Source organism: Nocardia sp. CC227C (genome assembly GCF_030767025.1).
GTDB lineage: Bacteria > Actinomycetota > Actinomycetes > Mycobacteriales > Mycobacteriaceae > Nocardia.
In genome coordinates this window covers 98,495-115,269 of the sequence record NZ_JASITE010000004.1, presented here as the reverse complement: position 1 = coordinate 115,269, position 16,775 = coordinate 98,495, and the positions used below count along the sequence as shown (strand labels likewise).

At 67.8% G+C, this 16,775-nt stretch carries 18 protein-coding genes; 13 read left to right on the top strand and 5 right to left on the bottom strand.

All coding sequences use genetic code 11. The annotated features are described in order from the left end of the window. Window positions 1-263 precede the first annotated feature (263 nt). The gene (locus QMO76_RS09025) at window positions 264-1,472 is read left to right on the top strand and encodes an NADP-dependent malic enzyme (RefSeq protein WP_306360741.1); all 1,209 of its coding nucleotides are present in this window, start codon (window positions 264-266) and stop codon (window positions 1,470-1,472) included. A gap of 228 nt (window positions 1,473-1,700) precedes the next feature. Here the strand turns inward: QMO76_RS09025 and QMO76_RS09020 are convergent, their stop codons facing one another. Next, entirely contained in the window at window positions 1,701-2,636 is a 936-nt protein-coding gene (locus QMO76_RS09020) for a glycine betaine ABC transporter substrate-binding protein (protein ID WP_306360740.1), read from the bottom strand. 274 nt (window positions 2,637-2,910) lie between these two features. On the opposite strand from QMO76_RS09020, the gene QMO76_RS09015 reads away from it, so the two are divergent. The 5 genes from QMO76_RS09015 to QMO76_RS08995 all read left to right on the top strand — a co-directional run bounded on the left by QMO76_RS09015 (window position 2,911) and on the right by QMO76_RS08995 (window position 7,014). After that, window positions 2,911-3,804, top strand: a complete 894-nt coding sequence (locus tag QMO76_RS09015) for an ABC transporter substrate-binding protein (protein ID WP_306361129.1) — start codon at window positions 2,911-2,913, stop codon at window positions 3,802-3,804. Window positions 3,805-3,814: 10 nt separating this feature from the next. Next, entirely contained in the window at window positions 3,815-4,978 is a 1,164-nt protein-coding gene (locus QMO76_RS09010; RefSeq protein WP_306360739.1) for an ABC transporter ATP-binding protein, read from the top strand. A gap of 97 nt (window positions 4,979-5,075) precedes the next feature. Beyond that, the gene (locus tag QMO76_RS09005) at window positions 5,076-5,813 is read left to right on the top strand and encodes an ABC transporter permease (protein ID WP_306360738.1); all 738 of its coding nucleotides are present in this window, start codon (window positions 5,076-5,078) and stop codon (window positions 5,811-5,813) included. Then, window positions 5,810-6,502, top strand: coding sequence for an ABC transporter permease (locus QMO76_RS09000; protein ID WP_306360737.1), 693 nt, complete (start codon window positions 5,810-5,812; stop codon window positions 6,500-6,502). The genes QMO76_RS09005 and QMO76_RS09000 overlap by 4 nt, the downstream gene beginning before the upstream one ends. An 89-nt stretch (window positions 6,503-6,591) precedes the next feature. Continuing rightward, window positions 6,592-7,014: a CBS domain-containing protein gene (locus QMO76_RS08995; RefSeq protein WP_306361128.1), complete on the top strand. Its 423-nt coding sequence runs from the start codon at window positions 6,592-6,594 to the stop codon at window positions 7,012-7,014. 274 nt (window positions 7,015-7,288) lie between these two features. Here the strand turns inward: QMO76_RS08995 and QMO76_RS08990 are convergent, their stop codons facing one another. After that, window positions 7,289-7,924 carry a TetR/AcrR family transcriptional regulator gene (locus QMO76_RS08990; RefSeq protein WP_306360736.1) on the bottom strand — a complete coding sequence of 212 codons (636 nt, stop codon included), beginning with the start codon at window positions 7,922-7,924 and terminating at the stop codon, window positions 7,289-7,291. Between the two features lie 69 nt (window positions 7,925-7,993). On the opposite strand from QMO76_RS08990, the gene QMO76_RS08985 reads away from it, so the two are divergent. The 5 genes from QMO76_RS08985 (at window position 7,994) to QMO76_RS08965 (ending at window position 13,727) form a co-directional block, all read left to right on the top strand. Further along, a complete protein-coding gene (locus QMO76_RS08985) occupies window positions 7,994-9,514 on the top strand; it encodes an NAD(P)/FAD-dependent oxidoreductase (RefSeq protein ID WP_306360735.1) in 1,521 nt (506 codons plus the stop codon). 29 nt (window positions 9,515-9,543) lie between these two features. Further along, a complete protein-coding gene (locus QMO76_RS08980) occupies window positions 9,544-10,374 on the top strand; it encodes an SDR family oxidoreductase (protein WP_306360734.1) in 831 nt (276 codons plus the stop codon). An 8-nt stretch (window positions 10,375-10,382) separates the two neighbouring features. Continuing rightward, on the top strand, window positions 10,383-11,297 hold the full coding sequence (locus tag QMO76_RS08975) for an alpha/beta hydrolase (RefSeq protein WP_306360733.1): 915 nt from the start codon (window positions 10,383-10,385) through the stop codon (window positions 11,295-11,297). 125 nt (window positions 11,298-11,422) lie between these two features. Then, window positions 11,423-13,213, top strand: coding sequence for a long-chain fatty acid--CoA ligase (locus QMO76_RS08970; RefSeq protein WP_306360732.1), 1,791 nt, complete (start codon window positions 11,423-11,425; stop codon window positions 13,211-13,213). 94 nt (window positions 13,214-13,307) lie between these two features. Further along, a complete protein-coding gene (locus QMO76_RS08965) occupies window positions 13,308-13,727 on the top strand; it encodes a VOC family protein (protein WP_306360731.1) in 420 nt (139 codons plus the stop codon). Window positions 13,728-13,833: 106 nt separating this feature from the next. On the opposite strand, the gene QMO76_RS08960 is transcribed toward QMO76_RS08965, so the two are convergent. The 3 genes from QMO76_RS08960 to QMO76_RS08950 all read right to left on the bottom strand — a co-directional run bounded on the left by QMO76_RS08960 (window position 13,834) and on the right by QMO76_RS08950 (window position 15,530). Next, window positions 13,834-14,151 (bottom strand): hypothetical protein, encoded by a 318-nt coding sequence (locus QMO76_RS08960; RefSeq protein ID WP_306360730.1) that lies wholly within the window; start codon window positions 14,149-14,151, stop codon window positions 13,834-13,836. Window positions 14,152-14,258: 107 nt separating this feature from the next. Then, window positions 14,259-15,032 (bottom strand): ATP-grasp domain-containing protein, encoded by a 774-nt coding sequence (locus tag QMO76_RS08955; RefSeq protein ID WP_306360729.1) that lies wholly within the window; start codon window positions 15,030-15,032, stop codon window positions 14,259-14,261. A 120-nt stretch (window positions 15,033-15,152) separates the two neighbouring features. Continuing rightward, entirely contained in the window at window positions 15,153-15,530 is a 378-nt protein-coding gene (locus tag QMO76_RS08950) for a hypothetical protein (protein ID WP_306360728.1), read from the bottom strand. A gap of 610 nt (window positions 15,531-16,140) precedes the next feature. Here QMO76_RS08950 and QMO76_RS08945 point away from each other — a divergent pair. Continuing rightward, entirely contained in the window at window positions 16,141-16,278 is a 138-nt protein-coding gene (locus QMO76_RS08945; protein ID WP_306360727.1) for a hypothetical protein, read from the top strand. An 84-nt stretch (window positions 16,279-16,362) separates the two neighbouring features. After that, entirely contained in the window at window positions 16,363-16,599 is a 237-nt protein-coding gene (locus QMO76_RS08940) for a hypothetical protein (protein ID WP_306360726.1), read from the top strand. The last annotated feature ends 176 nt before the right edge of the window (window positions 16,600-16,775 follow it).

Below are 16,775 nucleotides of genomic sequence, written 5' to 3'. Positions count from 1 at the left end.
GAGATCCGGTGATCACGATCACCCCGGCACCATGCCCGGACACACCCGTCCGGTTTTCTCGCTCGACGATCTGTGCAGCGACACGCTCTTTCCAAACCGTCGAACCCTTGCCTGAATGATGTCGAACGACGACAGTGGCACAGTGCGTTTCGACGGCGTGGTCAGCGCATCTCAGAGCCCCCGAAAACCATTAATACCTATTACCGAACGGTAACCGTCAAACGGTTGAGTCCGCACCGAGCAGGAGTGAAATCGTGTCACCCGTGACTGAAGCAGTGAACGCCACCGCGACCCCGTCGACCAATGCGGCGAATCTGGCCGACATCACCACGGAAGAAATTTTCGCGGGTCACCTCGGTGGCAAGCTGTCGGTCGAACTCACCGCACCACTCGAGACCCAGCGCGACCTGTCCATCGCCTACACCCCCGGGGTGGCGAAGGTGTGCCTCGGCATCGCCGAGGACGAATCCCTGGCCAAGACCTACACCTGGGCCGAGCGCCTGGTCGTGGTGGTCTCCGACGGCACCGCCGTACTCGGCCTGGGCGATATCGGCGCGCGCGCCTCGCTGCCCGTCATGGAGGGCAAGGCGGCGCTGTTCAAGAAGTTCGCCGGTCTCGACTCCATCCCGCTGGTGCTCGACACCAAGGATCCGGACGCCATCGTGGAGACCCTGATCCGCCTGCGCCCGAGTTTCGGCGCGGTGAACCTGGAGGACATCTCCGCCCCGCGCTGCTTCGAGATCGAGAAGCGCGTCATCGAGGCGCTGGACTGCCCGGTCATGCACGACGACCAGCACGGCACCGCCATCGTGGTGCTGGCCGCCCTGAAAGGCGCGGCCGCACTGCAGCAGCGTGACATGTCCGCCATGAAGGTCGTGGTCTCCGGTGCCGGCGCGGCCGGTGTGGCCTGCACGAACATCCTGCTGGCCGCCGGTGTCTCCGACATCATCGTGCTCGACTCCAAGGGCGTGGTGAGCCAGGACCGCACCGACCTCAACGAGGTCAAGGCCGAACTGGCCCAGCGCACCAACCCGCGCAATGTCACCGGCGGCGCGGCCGAGGCGCTGGCGGGCGCGGACGTGTTCCTCGGGCTGTCGGCGGGCACCGTCGCCGAGGAGCTCATCGCCGCCATGGCGCCCGAGTCCATCGTCTTCGCCATGTCCAACCCGAATCCGGAGATCCACCCGGAGGTGGCCGCCAAGTACGCCGCCATCGTGGCGACCGGCCGCAGCGACTTCCCGAACCAGATCAACAACGTGCTCGCCTTCCCCGGTGTCTTCAAGGGCGCGCTGGACGCCGGAGCCCGCCGCATCACCGAGGGCATGAAGGTCGCCGCCGCCGACGCCATCTTCGGTGTCGTCGCCGACGAACTCTCCGCCGACAAGATCATCCCGAGCCCCCTCGACCCGCGCGTGGCCCCGGCCGTCGCCGAGGCCGTCGCGGCCACCGCCCGCGCCGAGGGCGTCGCGTAGCCCGCAGACGTTTCACGAGGACGGGGTCCGGCTCCAGGGAGCCGGACCCCGTCCTTCGCTTCGGCCGCCCCACATTGTCGCCGGATACGCGGTGGGTTCTGGAGTCCCCGGCGGGTGCGGGGGCACTGCACCGAATCTTGTCCGGTGCTGGTTGCCGCGGGTGGCGGCGACCGGGATGCCCGCGACGAGGCCGTCGCTCGGTGGCGGGCGTTGTCGCGGCGTGCGCGGCTACAGGGCGTGCGCGTCGAGCCAGGCGCGGGCCAGGTCGGCGGGAGAGGCGTTGTCGTCGCGGACCTGACGGACCATGGTGGCGAGGTCGGCGGTGGTGAGTTCGCCCGCCACATAGTTCAGTTTCCGGGTCTGGTCGCCGGTGAGCGCACCCTTGCGGAGGACGGGGAGGACCTGCTGGGCGCGGAAGGCGTAGTCGGGGTCGGCGATGGTGGTGAGGGTCTCGGGGGCGGGGCCGGGCAGGAAGGTCGGCGGGACCGTGAGTACGGCCGCCTGGATGTCGCCGGACAGGAGGGCGGCGCGGGCCGCGCTGTCGTCGGCGTACTCGGTGACCTGGGTGAGGTTGCAGCCGTAGGTGTTTCGCAGCGGTTCCCGCACGTCCCGGTCGGGGTCGAGGGCGGGGCGCAGCGGATCGGTGGGTGGACCGGTGGTGATGCCCACCCGCAGGTCGGCGCAGCGGGGAGCCAGGTCGGTCAGGGTGGCGGGGAGATTCTCGATGGTGCGGGCGGCGACCGTGACGCGCAGATCGGTGCCTTCGGCGGAGTCGGAGACCACCAGGCCCTCGGGCAGGGCGGCGTACACGCCTTCCAGGACCTTCGCCGGTGCGGTCGCGGTGGCGTCGGGATGCAGTGCGCGCAGCAGGTCGCCGGTGTCGTCGCTGGTCACGGTGATGGTGGCGGCGTCGAGTGCGGCGAGGTACTCGGCGCGGGTGCCGAGATCGGGTGCGACGGCGGTGCGGGCTCCGGCCCGCGCCAGCGCGCCCGCGTAGATCTCGGCGACCACCCGGGCCTGCGCGGAATCACCCGCGCCCACCACGATGACCGGGCCGTCGTCATCGCGAGCACAGGACGTCATCGCCGCCGACATCACCACCAGGGCCGCACCGAGCAGCCGACCGAAACCATTCCGCCCGAAGCGAACCGTTGCGCCGAACATGTGCGACAGTCTGCCTGGCGATGGCACGGGCGGTGGACAGCGGCACACTCGATTGCGCGAAACGCCCAGCAGAAGCCAGCGACAATTCGGCGAGCCAGGCAATATGGACACTCATGAGCGGTCCGGTCTTCCCATCCCGTGGCCGCTGTCGATCCGCTGGGATGTCGGAAGGACAGTTGTGAAATCCCCGATCACCACGCGTGGCCGCCGCGGACTACGCCCCGCTTTCACCGTTGCCCGGGTGGTCGCCGCGGCCGTCGCACTGGCGGCCGCCATGGCGCTCACGGCGTGCGGCGACTCCGATCCGCTCTCGGGCGGTGGCGGCAGCTGCAGCACCGACGAGAATCAGGTCACGGTCGGATCGGCCAACTTCCCGGAATCCGAGACTGTCGCCAACATCTACGCGGAAGCCCTGCGCGCCAACGGTTTCAGCGTCGACACCAAGCTCAATATCGGTAGCCGCGAAGCCTACGTCCCGGCGCTGCGCAGCTGCTCGATCGGCCTGGTGCCCGACTACACCGGCAATCTGCTCCAGTACCTGGACGCCGAGGCGACCGCCACCTCCGCCGACGAGGTGAACGCCGCGCTCGCCGCCGCGCTGGGCGATCAGCTCGCCATCGCCGAGCCGGCGCCCGCCCAGGACTCCGACGCCGTGGTGGTCACCCGCGCCACCGCCGACCGCTGGAACCTGCGGACCATCGGCGATCTGGCCCCGTACTCGGCCGAGGTCAAGTTCGCCGCGCCCGCGGAATTCCAGGAGCGGCCGGGCGGTCTGCCGGGGCTGAAGGAGAACTACGACCTCGACATCGCGCCGAGCAACTTCGTGCCGATCGCCGACGGCGGCGGCCCGGCCACGGTGCGCGCGCTCGTCGAAGGTCAGGTGACGGCCGCCGACATCTTCACCACCTCGCCCGCCATCGCGGAGAACGACCTGGTGGTGCTGGCCGATCCGAAGAACAACTTCGCCGCCCAGAACGTGGTTCCGCTGTTCAACGCCGCCAAGAAGAGCGACAAGCTGGTGGCCGTGCTCGATGCCGTTTCGGCGAAACTCACCACGGAGGAACTGATTTCGCTCAATACCGCGGTCTCGGGCGCGAGCAAGACCGAACCGGCCGCCGCGGCGGCGGACTGGGTGCGGGCGCAGGGGCTCGACAAGCCGATCGCATAGGGAGGACCACGTGTCCGATATCGAGTTCCGCGGTGTCACCAAGACCTATCCGGACGGCACCACCGCCGTACACGATCTGGACCTGCGCATCGACTCCGGTTCCTTCACTGTCTTCGTCGGCCCGTCCGGCTGCGGCAAGACCACCTCGATGCGCATGATCAATCGAATGATCGCCCCCACCTCGGGGACGATCACCGTTGCCGGACAGGATATTTCGGCGACCGACCCGGTGAAGCTGCGGCTCGGTATCGGCTACGTCATCCAGAGCGCGGGCCTGCTCCCGCACCGCACCGTCCTCGACAACGTGGCCACGGTGCCGGTACTCCAGGGGGTGCGGCGCAAACAGGCGCGCCGGGCGGCGCTGGAAGTGCTGGACCGGGTCGGCCTGGATCGCGGCCTGGCGCAACGCTATCCGTCACAGCTGTCCGGTGGTCAGCAGCAGCGCGTGGGGGTGGCGCGGGCGCTGGCCGCCGATCCGCCCATCCTGCTCATGGATGAACCGTTCAGCGCGGTGGATCCGGTGGTGCGCGCCGAACTCCAAGCCGAAATGCTGCGGCTGCAAGCCGAATTGCACAAGACCATCGTGTTCGTCACCCACGACATCGACGAAGCGGTCACCCTCGGCGAACGCATCGCGGTCTTCGGCCCGGGTGGCGTGCTCCAGCAGTACGACACCCCCGACCATGTGCTGGCCCAGCCCGCCAACGACTTCGTCGCCGAATTCGTCGGCCGCGACCGGGGCTACCGGGCGCTGTCGTTCCGCTCCGCCGACACCGTGCCGGTTCTCGGCATCGCCACCGCGACCGAGGACCAGGTCGGCGGCCTGCGGCTGCTGCTCGGTGACTGGGTGCTCGTGGTGGACTCCGAACGCAAGCCGCTCGGCTGGATCGACGTCACCGGGGTGGAGGGCTTCCGCGCCGGAAACTCGCTGTCCGACTGCATGTCCGCGGGCGGCTCGCTGTTCCCGCCGGACGGCGACCTGCGGCTCGCGCTGGACGCCGCGGTCTCCTCGCCGTCGGGAATCGGGGTGGCCGTGGACGAATCCGGCGCGGTGCGCGGCGGCATCGACGCCGGCGACGTGCTCGAGGCACTGGCCCGCCAACGCTCCGGCGAGGACGCCGACCGCAACAAGCACTACTTCCAGGAATCGTCGACCGCCGACCGGGAGTCGTGATGACACGCCCCACGCCGGCCCGCGGCACCGCCCCACCGACTCCCGCCGCCGCACTGCTCACGTGCGTCCACGACTCGCCCGCGGTGGGCAGCGCGCGATGAGGTACCTCATCGACAATTTCGGCGAGATCGCCGGATACACCCGCACCCATCTGGTGCTGGCGCTGGTGCCGCTGCTGCTGGGCCTGGTGATCGCCATTCCGGCGGGTGCGGTGGCGCACCGGATTCCGTGGCTGCGGCGGGTAACCGTCACCGCGGCCGGGGTCGCCTACACCATTCCGTCGCTGGCGCTGTTCGTGATTCTGCCTCCGCTGCTGGGCATTTCGACCATCGACCCGTTGAACGTGATCATCGCGCTGACCATCTACTCGGTGGCGCTGCTGGTGGTGGCGGTGCCCACGGCGCTGGATTCGGTGCCCGCGGCGGTGCTCGACGCCGCCGACGCCATCGGCTACGCCAGCCTGCGCCGGGTGCTCACCGTCGAATTCCCGCTGGCGTTCCCGGTTTTCGTGGCGAATCTGCGGGTGGTGGCGGTCACCAATATCTCCATGGTGACCGTGGGCGCGCTCATCGGCGTCGGCGGTCTCGGCAAGCTGTTCACCCAGGGGTATCAGCGCGACTATCCGGACGAGATCATCGCGGGCATCATCGTGGTGCTGGTGCTCGCCCTGGTGATCGACCGGCTGCTCTACCTGCTGGGTCGGCTCGCCACGCCGTGGCTGCGCACCGGTCGTATGTCCGGCATGCGGCAGCGGATACGCGGTGCGGTCGATCCGGCCAAGGGCCCGGCGGCCCCGAACGGTGCCGCGGCTGCCTCGAAAGGCAGTGCGGCATGAATCTTTTCGTCCAAGCCTGGGAGTATCTGAGCACGGCCGACAACTGGTCCGGCCCGGCCGGTATCGCCGCCCGCCTGCGCGAGCACCTCTGGTACAGCTTCCTGGCCGTCGCCCTGTCCGCGGCGCTGGCGGTGCCGCTGGGCATGGTCATCGGCCACACCCGGCGCGGCTCGGCCTTCATCGTCGGCTTCGCCAACGCCATGCGCGCGTTGCCCACCCTCGGTCTGCTCACCTTCCTGGTGCTGCTCATGGGGCTGGGTCTGGTTCCGCCGCTGCTGGCGCTGATCACCGTGGGCGTTCCGCCGCTGCTGGCCGGGGCCTACGCCGGGGTGGCGAATGTGGACCCGCTGGTCGTGGACGCCTCCCGCGCCATGGGGATGCGCGAGTATCAGATCCTGCTGCGCGTGGAATCCCCCAATGCGCTGCCCATCCTGCTGACCGGGCTGCGCGCCGCCACCCTCCAGGTGGTCGCCACCGCCACCATCGCGGCCTACGTCAATCTCGGCGGGCTCGGCCGCTACATCTTCGACGGTATCGGCCTCTACCGATACGACCGGGTGCTGGTGGGCGCGATCCTGGTCGCCGCGCTCGCCCTGGCATTGGACGGCCTGCTCGCGCTGGCCGTGCGGGCGTCGGCTCCGGGCGTCGGCGGCTTCCATCCGCTATCGGCCCGCAAATCCAACCATTGACCCCCGCTGTGAGGTGGGTCACGATGGATTCGGCCCGAAGTAGTGCCGGATTCACTCACCCCACCCTCAGGAGGATTGTTGTGAAGGCCATGAAGGCACGCGACATCATGCACCGGGACGCCACCTGTGTCCCGGCCGACGAAACCCTGGACAGGGCCGCGCAGCTGATGCGCAATATGGACGTCGGCGCCCTGCCCATCTGCAATAACGATCGCCTCATCGGCATGCTCACCGACCGCGACATCGTGGTCCGCTGCATCGCCGAGGGCCACGACCCGAGCCGGGTGCGGGCGGGCGATCTGGCGCAGGGCACCCCGCGCTGGGTCTCGGCCGACACCGATGTCTCCGAGGTGCTCGAGATGATGGAGCGCGCGCAGATCAAGCGCCTCCCGGTCATCGACACCAGGAACGGCAAACGCCTGGTCGGCATGATCTGCGAATCCGACCTGGCCCGCAATGTGAGCGACGAGCAGCTCGCCCACTTCGTGGAGGCGGTCTCGGTACCGCACTGAGCACGTCTGCCCCGACCGGTCCGGGACGGCGGTGGCTGTCTGCTCCCGGTCCGGTGCGGCCCGCGGCGGCGGTACGGATGCGCCCGGTACCCGGTCGGTGCGGCTCAGCCGCGGCCGCGTAGCGTGACCGCCCCGGCCGTTGCCTGCGGTCGGGTCGCCGGGCGGCGGTAGTCCGCGCGCGACGCGACGGCGGTGCGTGCCGTCGGCGGTGGTCGGTGGTGGTCGGTGTCGGGTGTCGGTGGCGGTGGGATGGACGGTGTCGGTGTTCGGCCGGTCAGGCGCGCAGTGCCGCCGCGAGCACCGGATTCAGCGCCAGGGCGGGGAGGGAGTCGACGAGCGTGTCGACCAGCGCCTCGCGGGGGATGGGTTCCTCACGCAGCCAGGTGAGGGTGGTCTCCTCGACGAAGGCGATCCAGCCGCGCACGGCCAGGCGCAGGCGGGGGCGGTCCGGGTCGTCGACGGCGATGGGGGATTCGGTGAGGATGCGGTCGACGAGCGCGAGGCGGGTCTGGGTGACCAAGGCGACCAGCTCGGGGCTGGCGCTGGCCGGGCCGCGCAGCAGGGCCAGATAGGAGGTGCGGTTCTCGCTGACGTAGTCGACGTAGCGTTCGATCGCGTCGCGCAGCATGTCGTAGAGCGGGAGGGTGCGGTCGGGTGCGGTCCTCTCCAGGAGTTCGGCATTGGCGTATTGGACGATCGCCAGGTGGAAGTCCTGTTTGGACGGGAAATAGTGGAACAGCAGGCCGCGTGAGATCCCGGCCTGGGCCGCGATCTCTCCGATGGAGACGTCTTCGAGTGCGCGTCCGCGCAGCATCTCCACGCCCAGCGTGATGAGCTGTCGGCGGCGCTCCTCGGGGCTCAGGCGCACACGCTTGGATACTGTCCGGTCCCGGCTGCGTTCCCTACTCACCACACCGATACTACTGAACGTGAGTCAATACTGTTGACTCCCGCTCAATAAGCCCTTACGCTCGCTTATATGAGTCGCAAGGTTACAGACAAAGCTGTCGGCAACCGGCCTGCCCGTCACTCCCGCATCGTTATCGTGGGCAGCGGGTTTTCCGGTCTGGGCATGGCGATCCGCCTGAGTCAGCAGGGGCACGACGATTACCTCGTGCTGGAACGCGGACACGATGTCGGCGGCACCTGGCGCGACAACACCTACCCGGGCGCGGCCTGCGATGTGCCCTCCCAGCTGTACTCGTACTCCTTCGCGCTCAACCCGGACTGGAGCCGCTCCTTCTCCAAACAGCCGGAGATCCAGCGCTACATCCAGGGCGTCGCCGACTCCTACGGCGTACGCGACCGCCACATCTTCGGTTGCGAGATGACCGGCGCGCAGTGGAACGACGCCGCCGCGCGCTGGGACATCCAGACCAGTCAGGGCGCGTTCACCGCCGACATCCTGATCTCCGCCGTGGGCGCGCTGTGCGAGCCCAACCTGCCGGATATCAAGGGCATCAACGAATTCCAGGGCGAGATCTTCCACTCCGCGCGCTGGAACCACGACGCCGATCTGACCGGCAAGCGCGTCGCCGTGATCGGCACCGGCGCATCCGCGATCCAGATCGTGCCGAATATCGCGAAGCAGGTCGCGCACCTGGACGTGTACCAGCGCACCGCGCCGTGGCTGCTGCCGCGCATGGACCGGCCCTACCTGGCCCCGGAGAAGCTGGCGTTCAAGTACATCCCGGGTGTGCAGGCGCTCGCCCGCGCCGCCATCTACGCCGCCCGCGAGACCCAGGTGGTGGGCCTGGCCAAGTTCCCGCCCGCCATGCGCATTCTGGAGACCATCGCCCGCGCCAAGCTGCTCGCCGAGGTGCGCGATCCGGAGTTGCGCCGCAAGGTCACCCCGAACTTCCGCATCGGCTGCAAGCGCATGCTGATCTCCAACGACTACTACCCGGCGCTCTCCCGGGACAACGTGGACGTGGTCACCGACGGCATCAAGGAGATCACCGGCAACTCCATCGTCACCAAGGACGGGGTGGAGCGCGAGGTCGACGCCATCGTGGTCGCCACCGGCTTCCACGTCACCGACTCCCCGGTGTTCGAGACCATCGCCGGTCGCGACGGCCGCACCCTGGCCGAGATCTTCGACGCCACCGGTCAGCAGGGCTACAAGGGCTCGACCATCCACAATTACCCGAATATGTTCTTCCTGCTCGGCCCGAACGTGGGCCTGGGCCACACCTCGATGGTGTACATGATCGAATCGCAGATCAACTACATCGCCGACGCCGTCGCCACCATCGACAAGCAGGGGCTGCGCACCGTGGAGGTGCGTCAGGACGTGCAGGACGCCTTCAACGCCGAATTGCAGAAGAAGCTGGTCGGCTCCGTGTGGAGCACCGGCGGCTGCGCCAGCTGGTATCTCGACAAACACGGCAACAACACCACGCTGTGGCCGGACTTCACCTTCCGGTTCCGTAGTCTGCTCGAGAAGTTCGACGTCGCGGCGTACGACACCACGACCGCCGCCGTCGCCAAGGCATCCTGAATCCGTCCACCCCAACCGAAAGAGTGACCGTGAGCAACGACGCTTACTTCCAGGACAAGGTCTGCGTGATCACCGGCGCCGGATCCGGCATCGGCCGCGCCCTCGCCGAGGCGCTGGCCCGGCGCGGTGCGAAACTCGCGCTCTCCGATATCGATACCGAGGGCCTGGCCGAAACGGCGCGCCGCTGTGAGAAGTTCGGCGTGCAGATCAAGTCGGACCGGCTCAATGTGGCCGAGCGTGAGGCCGTGCTGCTCTACGCCGACCAGGTCAAGGAGCATTTCGGCAAGGTCAACCAGATCTACAACAATGCCGGAATCGCCCACCACGGCGACGTGGTCGCGACGCAGTTCAAAGACATCGAACGCATCATGGACGTCGACTTCTGGGGAGTCGTCAACGGCACCAAGGCATTTCTGCCGTACCTGATCGAATCCGGTGCGGGCCACGTGGTGAACGTGTCCAGCCTCTTCGGCCTGATCGCGGTCCCCGGCCAGAGTGCCTACAATGCCGCCAAATTCGCGGTGCGCGGCTTCACCGAGGCATTGCGCCAGGAAATGCTCATGAGCGGTGACCCGGTCAAGGTGACCTGCGTGCATCCGGGCGGCATCAAGACCGCCGTGGCCCGCAACGCCACCGTCGCCGAGGGCCTGGATCAGAAGAACCTGGCCGCGCTGTTCGACAGCAAGCTCGCCATGCACACCCCCGAGATGGCCGCCGAGACCATTCTGAACGGCGTCGGCAAGGGCCACGGCCGGGTGTTGATCGGTTGGGAGGCAAAGGTTCTCGACCTGTTCGTGCGCACCACCGCCTCGTACTACCAGCGCATCGCCGCCGTCGTGCAGAAGCGCGCCCTGCCCTGAAAGTGATCATGCCCGAGATCTCGCTGCCGCTGCCCGTCGCCCGCGCGGTACTACGACCGCTGTTCCGTGTCATGCTCAACGCCCGGCTGCCGTTCACCGTGCAGCGCCGGCTCATGGACGCCGGTGCGGCCGGTCAGCTGCTGCCGCGCGGCACCCGGGTGGAGCGCATCCGCCTGGGTGAGCGGCCCGCCGAAAGGCTCACCGCCGGACCGGTTTCCGACGCCATCACCGTGCTGTACCTGCACGGCGGCGGGTACACGGTCGGTTCTCCCGTGACGCACCGCGCCCTGGCCGCGGTGCTGGCCCGGGAGATCGGCTGCCGGGTGCACGTGCCGGACTACCGGCTCGCGCCCGAACATCCCTTCCCGGCCGCGCTCGACGACGCAGAGGCCGCCTTCCTGGATCTGGTCGCCACCGGTTACCGGCCGGAACGCATTGCGGTGGCCGGTGATTCGGCCGGCGGCGGACTGTCGCTGGCCTTGGCGCTGCGGTTGCGGGACCGGCACGGGTTCACCCCGGCCGCGCTCGGACTGATCGCGCCGTGGTCCGATCCCAACGAGATCCCCGAGCGCGCCAGCGATCTCGTGCTCACCAAGCCGTGGTCGCGCGCCTGCGCCGACGCCTATCTGGGTGACGCCGACGGTCTCGACCCCGGGTACGCGCCGCTGCTCGGCGACCTGCACGGCCTGCCGCCCACCTATGTGCAGGCCGACGTGGACGAACTGCTGCACGGTCAGTGCCTGCGGTTGGTCACGAAACTGGAATCTTCCAATGTTTCGGTCGACTTCAGCGAGAGCCGTGGGCTCTGGCACGTCTCCCAAGCGCAGGCAACTCTGGTAGAAGCCGCCGCGCAGGTGACCCGCGAGCTCGCGGAGTTCCTACGGCAGGCCCTGCGACCTGCGCAAACACGGTCCATCGGATAGTGTCCGAGCACCCGTGACCCCGGCCCGGCGGCCTGCCGCGGAACGTGTTCCGCAGGTCCCGCCGGGCGCTGCGCCGGAGCGTGGCGTAAATTACTGGCGAGTTAACCCACTGTGGAAGGGCAGCGATGCGAGAGTTCGAAGTCCCGGCTACCTACACCATTCCGGAGAACGCGAACATGTCGGACGGCGCGTTCCGGCATGCGAAGGAGACGCCGAACCTGGTCGTCTTCAACACTCCGGACGGTAACGGCGGCTGGAACGACGTCACGGCCACGGAGTTCGCCAAGACCGTGACCGATGTCGCCAAGGGGTTCGTGGCCTCCGGCATCGAGCTCGGCGACCGCGTCGCCATCATGGCCGCGACCAGCTACGAGTGGGTGGTGCTCGACTTCGCCATCTGGGCCGCCGGCGGCTGCACCGTCGCCATCTTCGACAGCTCCTCGGCCGAGCAGTGCCGCTGGATCCTGTCCGACTCGGCCACCAAGCTGATCGTCGTCCAGAACGAGCAGCACCGCGCCACCATCGGCGAGATCGAAGGCGGCCTGGGCGACCTGGGCGAGGTGCTCCAGATCGAGGGCGGCGCGGTCGCCGAGCTGATCAAGCGCGGCGCGGACCTCGACGACAGCGTGGTGCACGAGCGCCGCGCCCAGGTGAAGGCGGCCTCCCCGGCCACCCTGATCTACACCTCCGGCACCACCGGCCGCCCCAAGGGCGTCATGCTCTCGCATGCCAACCTGTACGCCGAGTCGGCCGCCGACCGCTCCGCCATGAGCGAATTCCTGCGGCCCGACCGCAAGTCGCTGCTGTTCCTGCCGCTGGCGCACGTCTTCGCCCGCGCCGTGGCGCTGGCCGCCTTCGACGCCGGTGTCACCGTGGCGCACACCGCCGACTGGACCACGCTGGTCGAGCAGTTCGGCAAGTACAAGCCGGACTTCATCCTCTCGGTGCCGCGCGTGTTCGAGAAGGTGTTCAACGGCGCCAAGCAGAAGGCGCACGACGGCGGCAAGGGCAAGATCTTCGACGCCGCCGCCGATGTGGCCGTGCAGTACTCCGAGGCGCTGCAGAACGGCGGCCCCGGTTTCGTGCTCAAGCTCAAGCACACCGTCTTCGACAAGCTGGTGTACGGCAAGCTGCGCGAGGCCATGGGCGGCCGCTGCGCCTCCGCCGTCTCCGGCGGCGGACCCCTGGGTGCGCGCCTGGGCCATTTCTTCCGCGGCGCGGGCGTCACCATCTACGAGGGCTACGGTCTGACCGAGTCCACCGCCGCCGTCAGCGTGAACACCCCCGAGCACATCAAGGTCGGCACCGTGGGCCGTCCGCTGCCGGGGCACGGCGCGAAGGTCGCCGAGGACGGCGAGCTGCTCATCAAGGGCCCGGTCGTCTTCGCGGGCTACTGGAACAACCCGGAGGCCACCGCCGACGCGTTCGCCGACGGCTGGTTCAAGACCGGTGACCTGGGCGCCATCGACGAGCAGGGTTTCATCTCCATCGTCGGCCGCAAGAAGGAGATCATCGTCACCGCGGGCGGCAAGAACGTCTCCCCGGCCATGCTCGAGGACTCGCTGCGTCAGCATCCGCTGATCAGCCAGGTCATGGTGGTCGGCGACGGCCAGCCGTTCGTCGGCGCGCTCATCACCCTCGACCAAGAGGCGCTGCCCGGCTGGAAGGACCGCAACGGCGTTCCGGCCGACACCGCCATGGAGCAGATCATCGAGAACCCGAAGCTGGTCGCGGAGATCAACGAGGCGGTGGCCGCCACCAACAAGCTGGTCTCGCACGCCGAGGCGATCAAGAAGATCCGCATCCTGCCGGTCGACTGGACCCAGGAGGGTGGCGAGCTGACCCCGAAGATGTCGCTCAAGCGCGCGGTGGTCATGAAGCAGTACGCCACCGACGTGGACGCGATCTACAACTGAACACCGATGAGTTCCGGCCGCGGCCGTCGTCTCCATTGCGGGGGCGGCGGCCGCTGCAGTTTCCCCGACCCGCCAGCGCGTGAGGAGGCATACCGTGAACCTGAACCCGTACCTGATCTTCAACGGCAACGCCGAGGAGGCGTTCACCTTCTACCAGAGCGTCTTCGGCGGCGAACTGGACATCACCCGCTTCGGCGAGATGGGCGGCGGTGACGAACTCCCGGCCGAGTCCAAGCACCTCGTCGCCCACGTAGCCCTCCCGCTGCGCGGCACCGCCCACCTGCTCATGGCCTCCGACTGCCCACCCGGCGAGACGGTGAACACCACCAACCCGCCCTACGCGGTCTCGGTCGACCTCGACCTGCGTGAGGAAGCCGAACGCATCTTCACCGAACTCGGCGCGGGCGGCGAGATCACCATGCCCTTCGGCAAGACCGAATGGTCGGAGGCGTTCGGGATGGTGACCGACAAGTTCGGGGTGCCGTGGATGGTGGGCTTCAGCCCGGTCGAGTAGCCGGGCGGGGTAGCCGCTCCCGGCGCTGTTCCCCATCGAGTCCGCCGCCGACAACGCACGCGTTCGCTTCACGTGAGCGCGTCATCGCCAGTCGGCGGAGCTCGACCTATGCCTGGATGACCTCGATCCCCACCAGTGCGCCCAGTGAGTCGCAGCTGGCCCAGGACTGGTTCTGCCCATAGTGTGCCGGGCCGTACTTCCAGTAGGTGAACGGTATGGGCCATGCGACGCAGGTGAGCTTCACCTGGTGCCAGGTCGGCAGCTCGCAGGTGGACATCCCGCCGGTGTTGAAGATGTTGTACACGTGACAGTTGGCCTGCCATACCGGCACGTCAGCCTGTGCTGTGCCGCCACCGGCGAGTACGGTGGCCGCGGCCGCGCCGGTTACGACGGCGCTGGCGGCGAGTCGCTTCGCTGAAAACATCCCGAACCTCCTGAATGGGTGATGCCAGACACATCGGGTTGGGGTAGCTGTCGTGTTACTGACTGTCTCTGTCGGTCGTGCGATGCCGCCGTGTCCCCGGAACGTCATCACATGTCGGCGCGGGCGAGCGCCTCGGCTTCCATCGCGGCTATGAAGTCGGCGACGTACGATCCGTAGATACCCCAGCTGTTCACACCGCCCAGCTCGACGAGGCGGAGCACGCCGTCGAGGCCCACACCGACGTCGACGGTGACCATGGTGGAGCCGTGGGCGAGTAGTCGGGCCGCCGCGGCCTCCGCGAAGCCACGGACATGATCCGGGACCGGAAGGAACGGCTCGATCGGGTACGAGCTTCCGCAGACGAAACGGCCGTTACGGCAGAAACACCGGTACTCACGCTCGAAGCTCACAACCTCGGAGACGACGACGAGCTCGTCGCGGTATTGGTCGTACGTCTGGAGCCAACGCCCCAGCTCTGCGATCGCATGCACGCCGGCGGGGAACAGCTTGTAGTTCGTATCGCTGCGAACGAAGACCTGGTCACCTCCGAACATGCGCCGGAGCGGTAGCTGGGGAACCGCCGAGAACGGCATGAACACGGCGGTCCGTCCGAGCAGGTCGTACACGTGGCGGTAGTAGAACGAGCAGCGCAGCGTCGCGTAGTCGTCGAACACCGCTTCCCCGAGCCCCGGAACGCGACGGAGGCTCCGCATCGTCGGCATCGTGCCGTACCCGACGACCGCGCGGCCCTCGTGGACGCCCGGCCAGCGGCCCATCATCGCATCATGCGGTTCCACGATCAGCGGGTCGTCGAGCGCGGCCGCGACGAGAGCGGAGCCGGGGAAGTCCTCGTGGAGATCGATGATCCATTGCGGTCGCATGACGCGATGCTATGCACGCCGGGCCGTCTGCAACCGGGATGGGGCAGAACATGATTCGAGATTCGACCGCGATATCCGGTGCGGTTTGTGCGGTCGGCGGACGATCATGGCTTTCACAGCTCAGGATTCGGTGTAGTCGTCGATTCTCTGGGTGATGAACGCGCCCAATGCCCTCCCGATGTCGTCTGCGACCCGGTAGTACATGGTGTCCACCTGGTGCAGTGGGACTGGTTCGGGATGGCCATCGAGGGTGGCCTGTTCGGTAGCGAAGTATCTGTCGAAGACCTCACGCGGCCCGGTGAGTATCGGGCGTTCGCCGCCCCAGGCCGGGAGCTGTGACGTGGCGTGGGCGTGATGCGCTGCCGACAAGCAGGCAGAAGCCAGTTCCGGTTGCCCCAAGAGTCGCAGTGTGCCGGGGAGATAGAACAGCTCCGAGGGATGGTTGTACAGGAACTGTTCGAAGCCGCCGTTGCGAATCTCGTTGTCGTACAAGGACATGATTACGACGATCCCCACCGGGGGTGGCAGCCTGTCGAACGGGATGCGCGGACCTCCAGTGCGCCATTCGGTTGGGTAGGACGAGTTGTCCCAGAAGACCAGGTCGGCGATTGTGGCGATTTCGCCGTCAGCGGCGAGGTCCAAGAGCCGTCGTCGATCGGTCGCCGGTAGTCGATGCTCCATTGCCGTAAGATAGCCAAATGTTAGCCTTCTGGCCGTGAAGACATGTGTGATGTGACATATAAAGCGCTTGTCGGCTGCTGTAGTAACGATGCTCGATATTAACTGTAACTATGAACCTCGCAACCGCTCTGGCCGCCCGCTCTGAATCGTCCATTCCCGAAGGAAAAGGTCGATGAGGGATGCTGTGCCGCCGATCAATCCGGACCGGGGTGCCACCTGCTGGACCTCGCTCGCACCGACGACTGTTTCGACCTCGATGATGACTTGGAGTCGTACTGGGCGGCGCAGCATCAATACGACTCGGACCTCGCTGACCTACAGACGGCTTTGCGGGAACGCTGGGGCGAGGGCGAACTGCTGACGCTGTGGGGCGACTCCGATCTTCCGCCTCCGGTTCCAGGTCGCTGAGTACGCGCCGGTGCTACGGATGATTGCGGACTACATTCCGGCATTGCGGATTTGGCGGCGCGGTGAGCGATGGATCGGCGTGTTCGTGGGGCAGGAGGACAAGGAACTGCCCCTACAGTTGCGGGTCGCCGTAGGGCTGGTCAGTGAGCTCCCGTGACGTGTCCGTGTGTCGGGGGTTGGAGATTGCTCCGTCGTGGTGGCTGCCGACGTGTGGGGCGTCGCGGGGCTAGGGTCGTCGATCATGGAACTTCTCCTGGCGATCGCGGTGCCGATGGCGGTGCTGGCGGGGTGTTGGTGGGTGTTTCGGGTTGTTCGGGGGAGGCAGCGGCGGGGTGTGCTGACCAACATGCCTCCGCGCACGTATGGGGATCTGATGCTTCCGGGGTATGACCCGACCGAGAGCAGGGCCGCCGAGAACTACGTCGAACAGGTCGACGACGATGGGCGGCCGCCTGGATTTCGGCTCGGCGACAGTTGACGGGGTTGTTCGCGAACCGTCTCGACACCCCGGACGGCGTGATCGCTCACGACCACTCGCGATACCCGCGCACCTGTCAGCAGATCCACACCACTGGCCGCGCAGCGGGCGGCCAGCTCGGTTGCTCTCGCTCGCGGTGTCCTCGATCGCCGCCCGCAGCCGAGTCCAGCCCGCCT

Bases quoted from the DNA above. Each gene is read 5' to 3' on its own strand.
- QMO76_RS09005 (WP_306360738.1), top strand. From the start codon at position 5,076: ATGAGGTACCTCATCGACAATTTCGGCGAGATCGCCGGATACACCCGC.
- QMO76_RS08975 (WP_306360733.1), top strand. From the start codon at position 10,383: ATGCCCGAGATCTCGCTGCCGCTGCCCGTCGCCCGCGCGGTACTACGA.
- QMO76_RS09015 (WP_306361129.1), top strand. From the start codon at position 2,911: ATGGCGCTCACGGCGTGCGGCGACTCCGATCCGCTCTCGGGCGGTGGC.
- QMO76_RS08995 (WP_306361128.1), top strand. From the start codon at position 6,592: ATGAAGGCACGCGACATCATGCACCGGGACGCCACCTGTGTCCCGGCC.
- QMO76_RS08940 (WP_306360726.1), top strand. From the start codon at position 16,363: ATGGAACTTCTCCTGGCGATCGCGGTGCCGATGGCGGTGCTGGCGGGG.
- QMO76_RS08985 (WP_306360735.1), top strand. From the start codon at position 7,994: ATGAGTCGCAAGGTTACAGACAAAGCTGTCGGCAACCGGCCTGCCCGT.
- QMO76_RS08950 (WP_306360728.1), bottom strand. From the start codon at position 15,530: ATGTCCTTGTACGACAACGAGATTCGCAACGGCGGCTTCGAACAGTTC.
- QMO76_RS08945 (WP_306360727.1), top strand. From the start codon at position 16,141: ATGATTGCGGACTACATTCCGGCATTGCGGATTTGGCGGCGCGGTGAG.
- QMO76_RS09000 (WP_306360737.1), top strand. From the start codon at position 5,810: ATGAATCTTTTCGTCCAAGCCTGGGAGTATCTGAGCACGGCCGACAAC.
- QMO76_RS08955 (WP_306360729.1), bottom strand. From the start codon at position 15,032: ATGCGACCGCAATGGATCATCGATCTCCACGAGGACTTCCCCGGCTCC.
- QMO76_RS08960 (WP_306360730.1), bottom strand. From the start codon at position 14,151: ATGTTTTCAGCGAAGCGACTCGCCGCCAGCGCCGTCGTAACCGGCGCG.
- QMO76_RS09020 (WP_306360740.1), bottom strand. From the start codon at position 2,636: ATGTTCGGCGCAACGGTTCGCTTCGGGCGGAATGGTTTCGGTCGGCTG.
- QMO76_RS08970 (WP_306360732.1), top strand. From the start codon at position 11,423: ATGCGAGAGTTCGAAGTCCCGGCTACCTACACCATTCCGGAGAACGCG.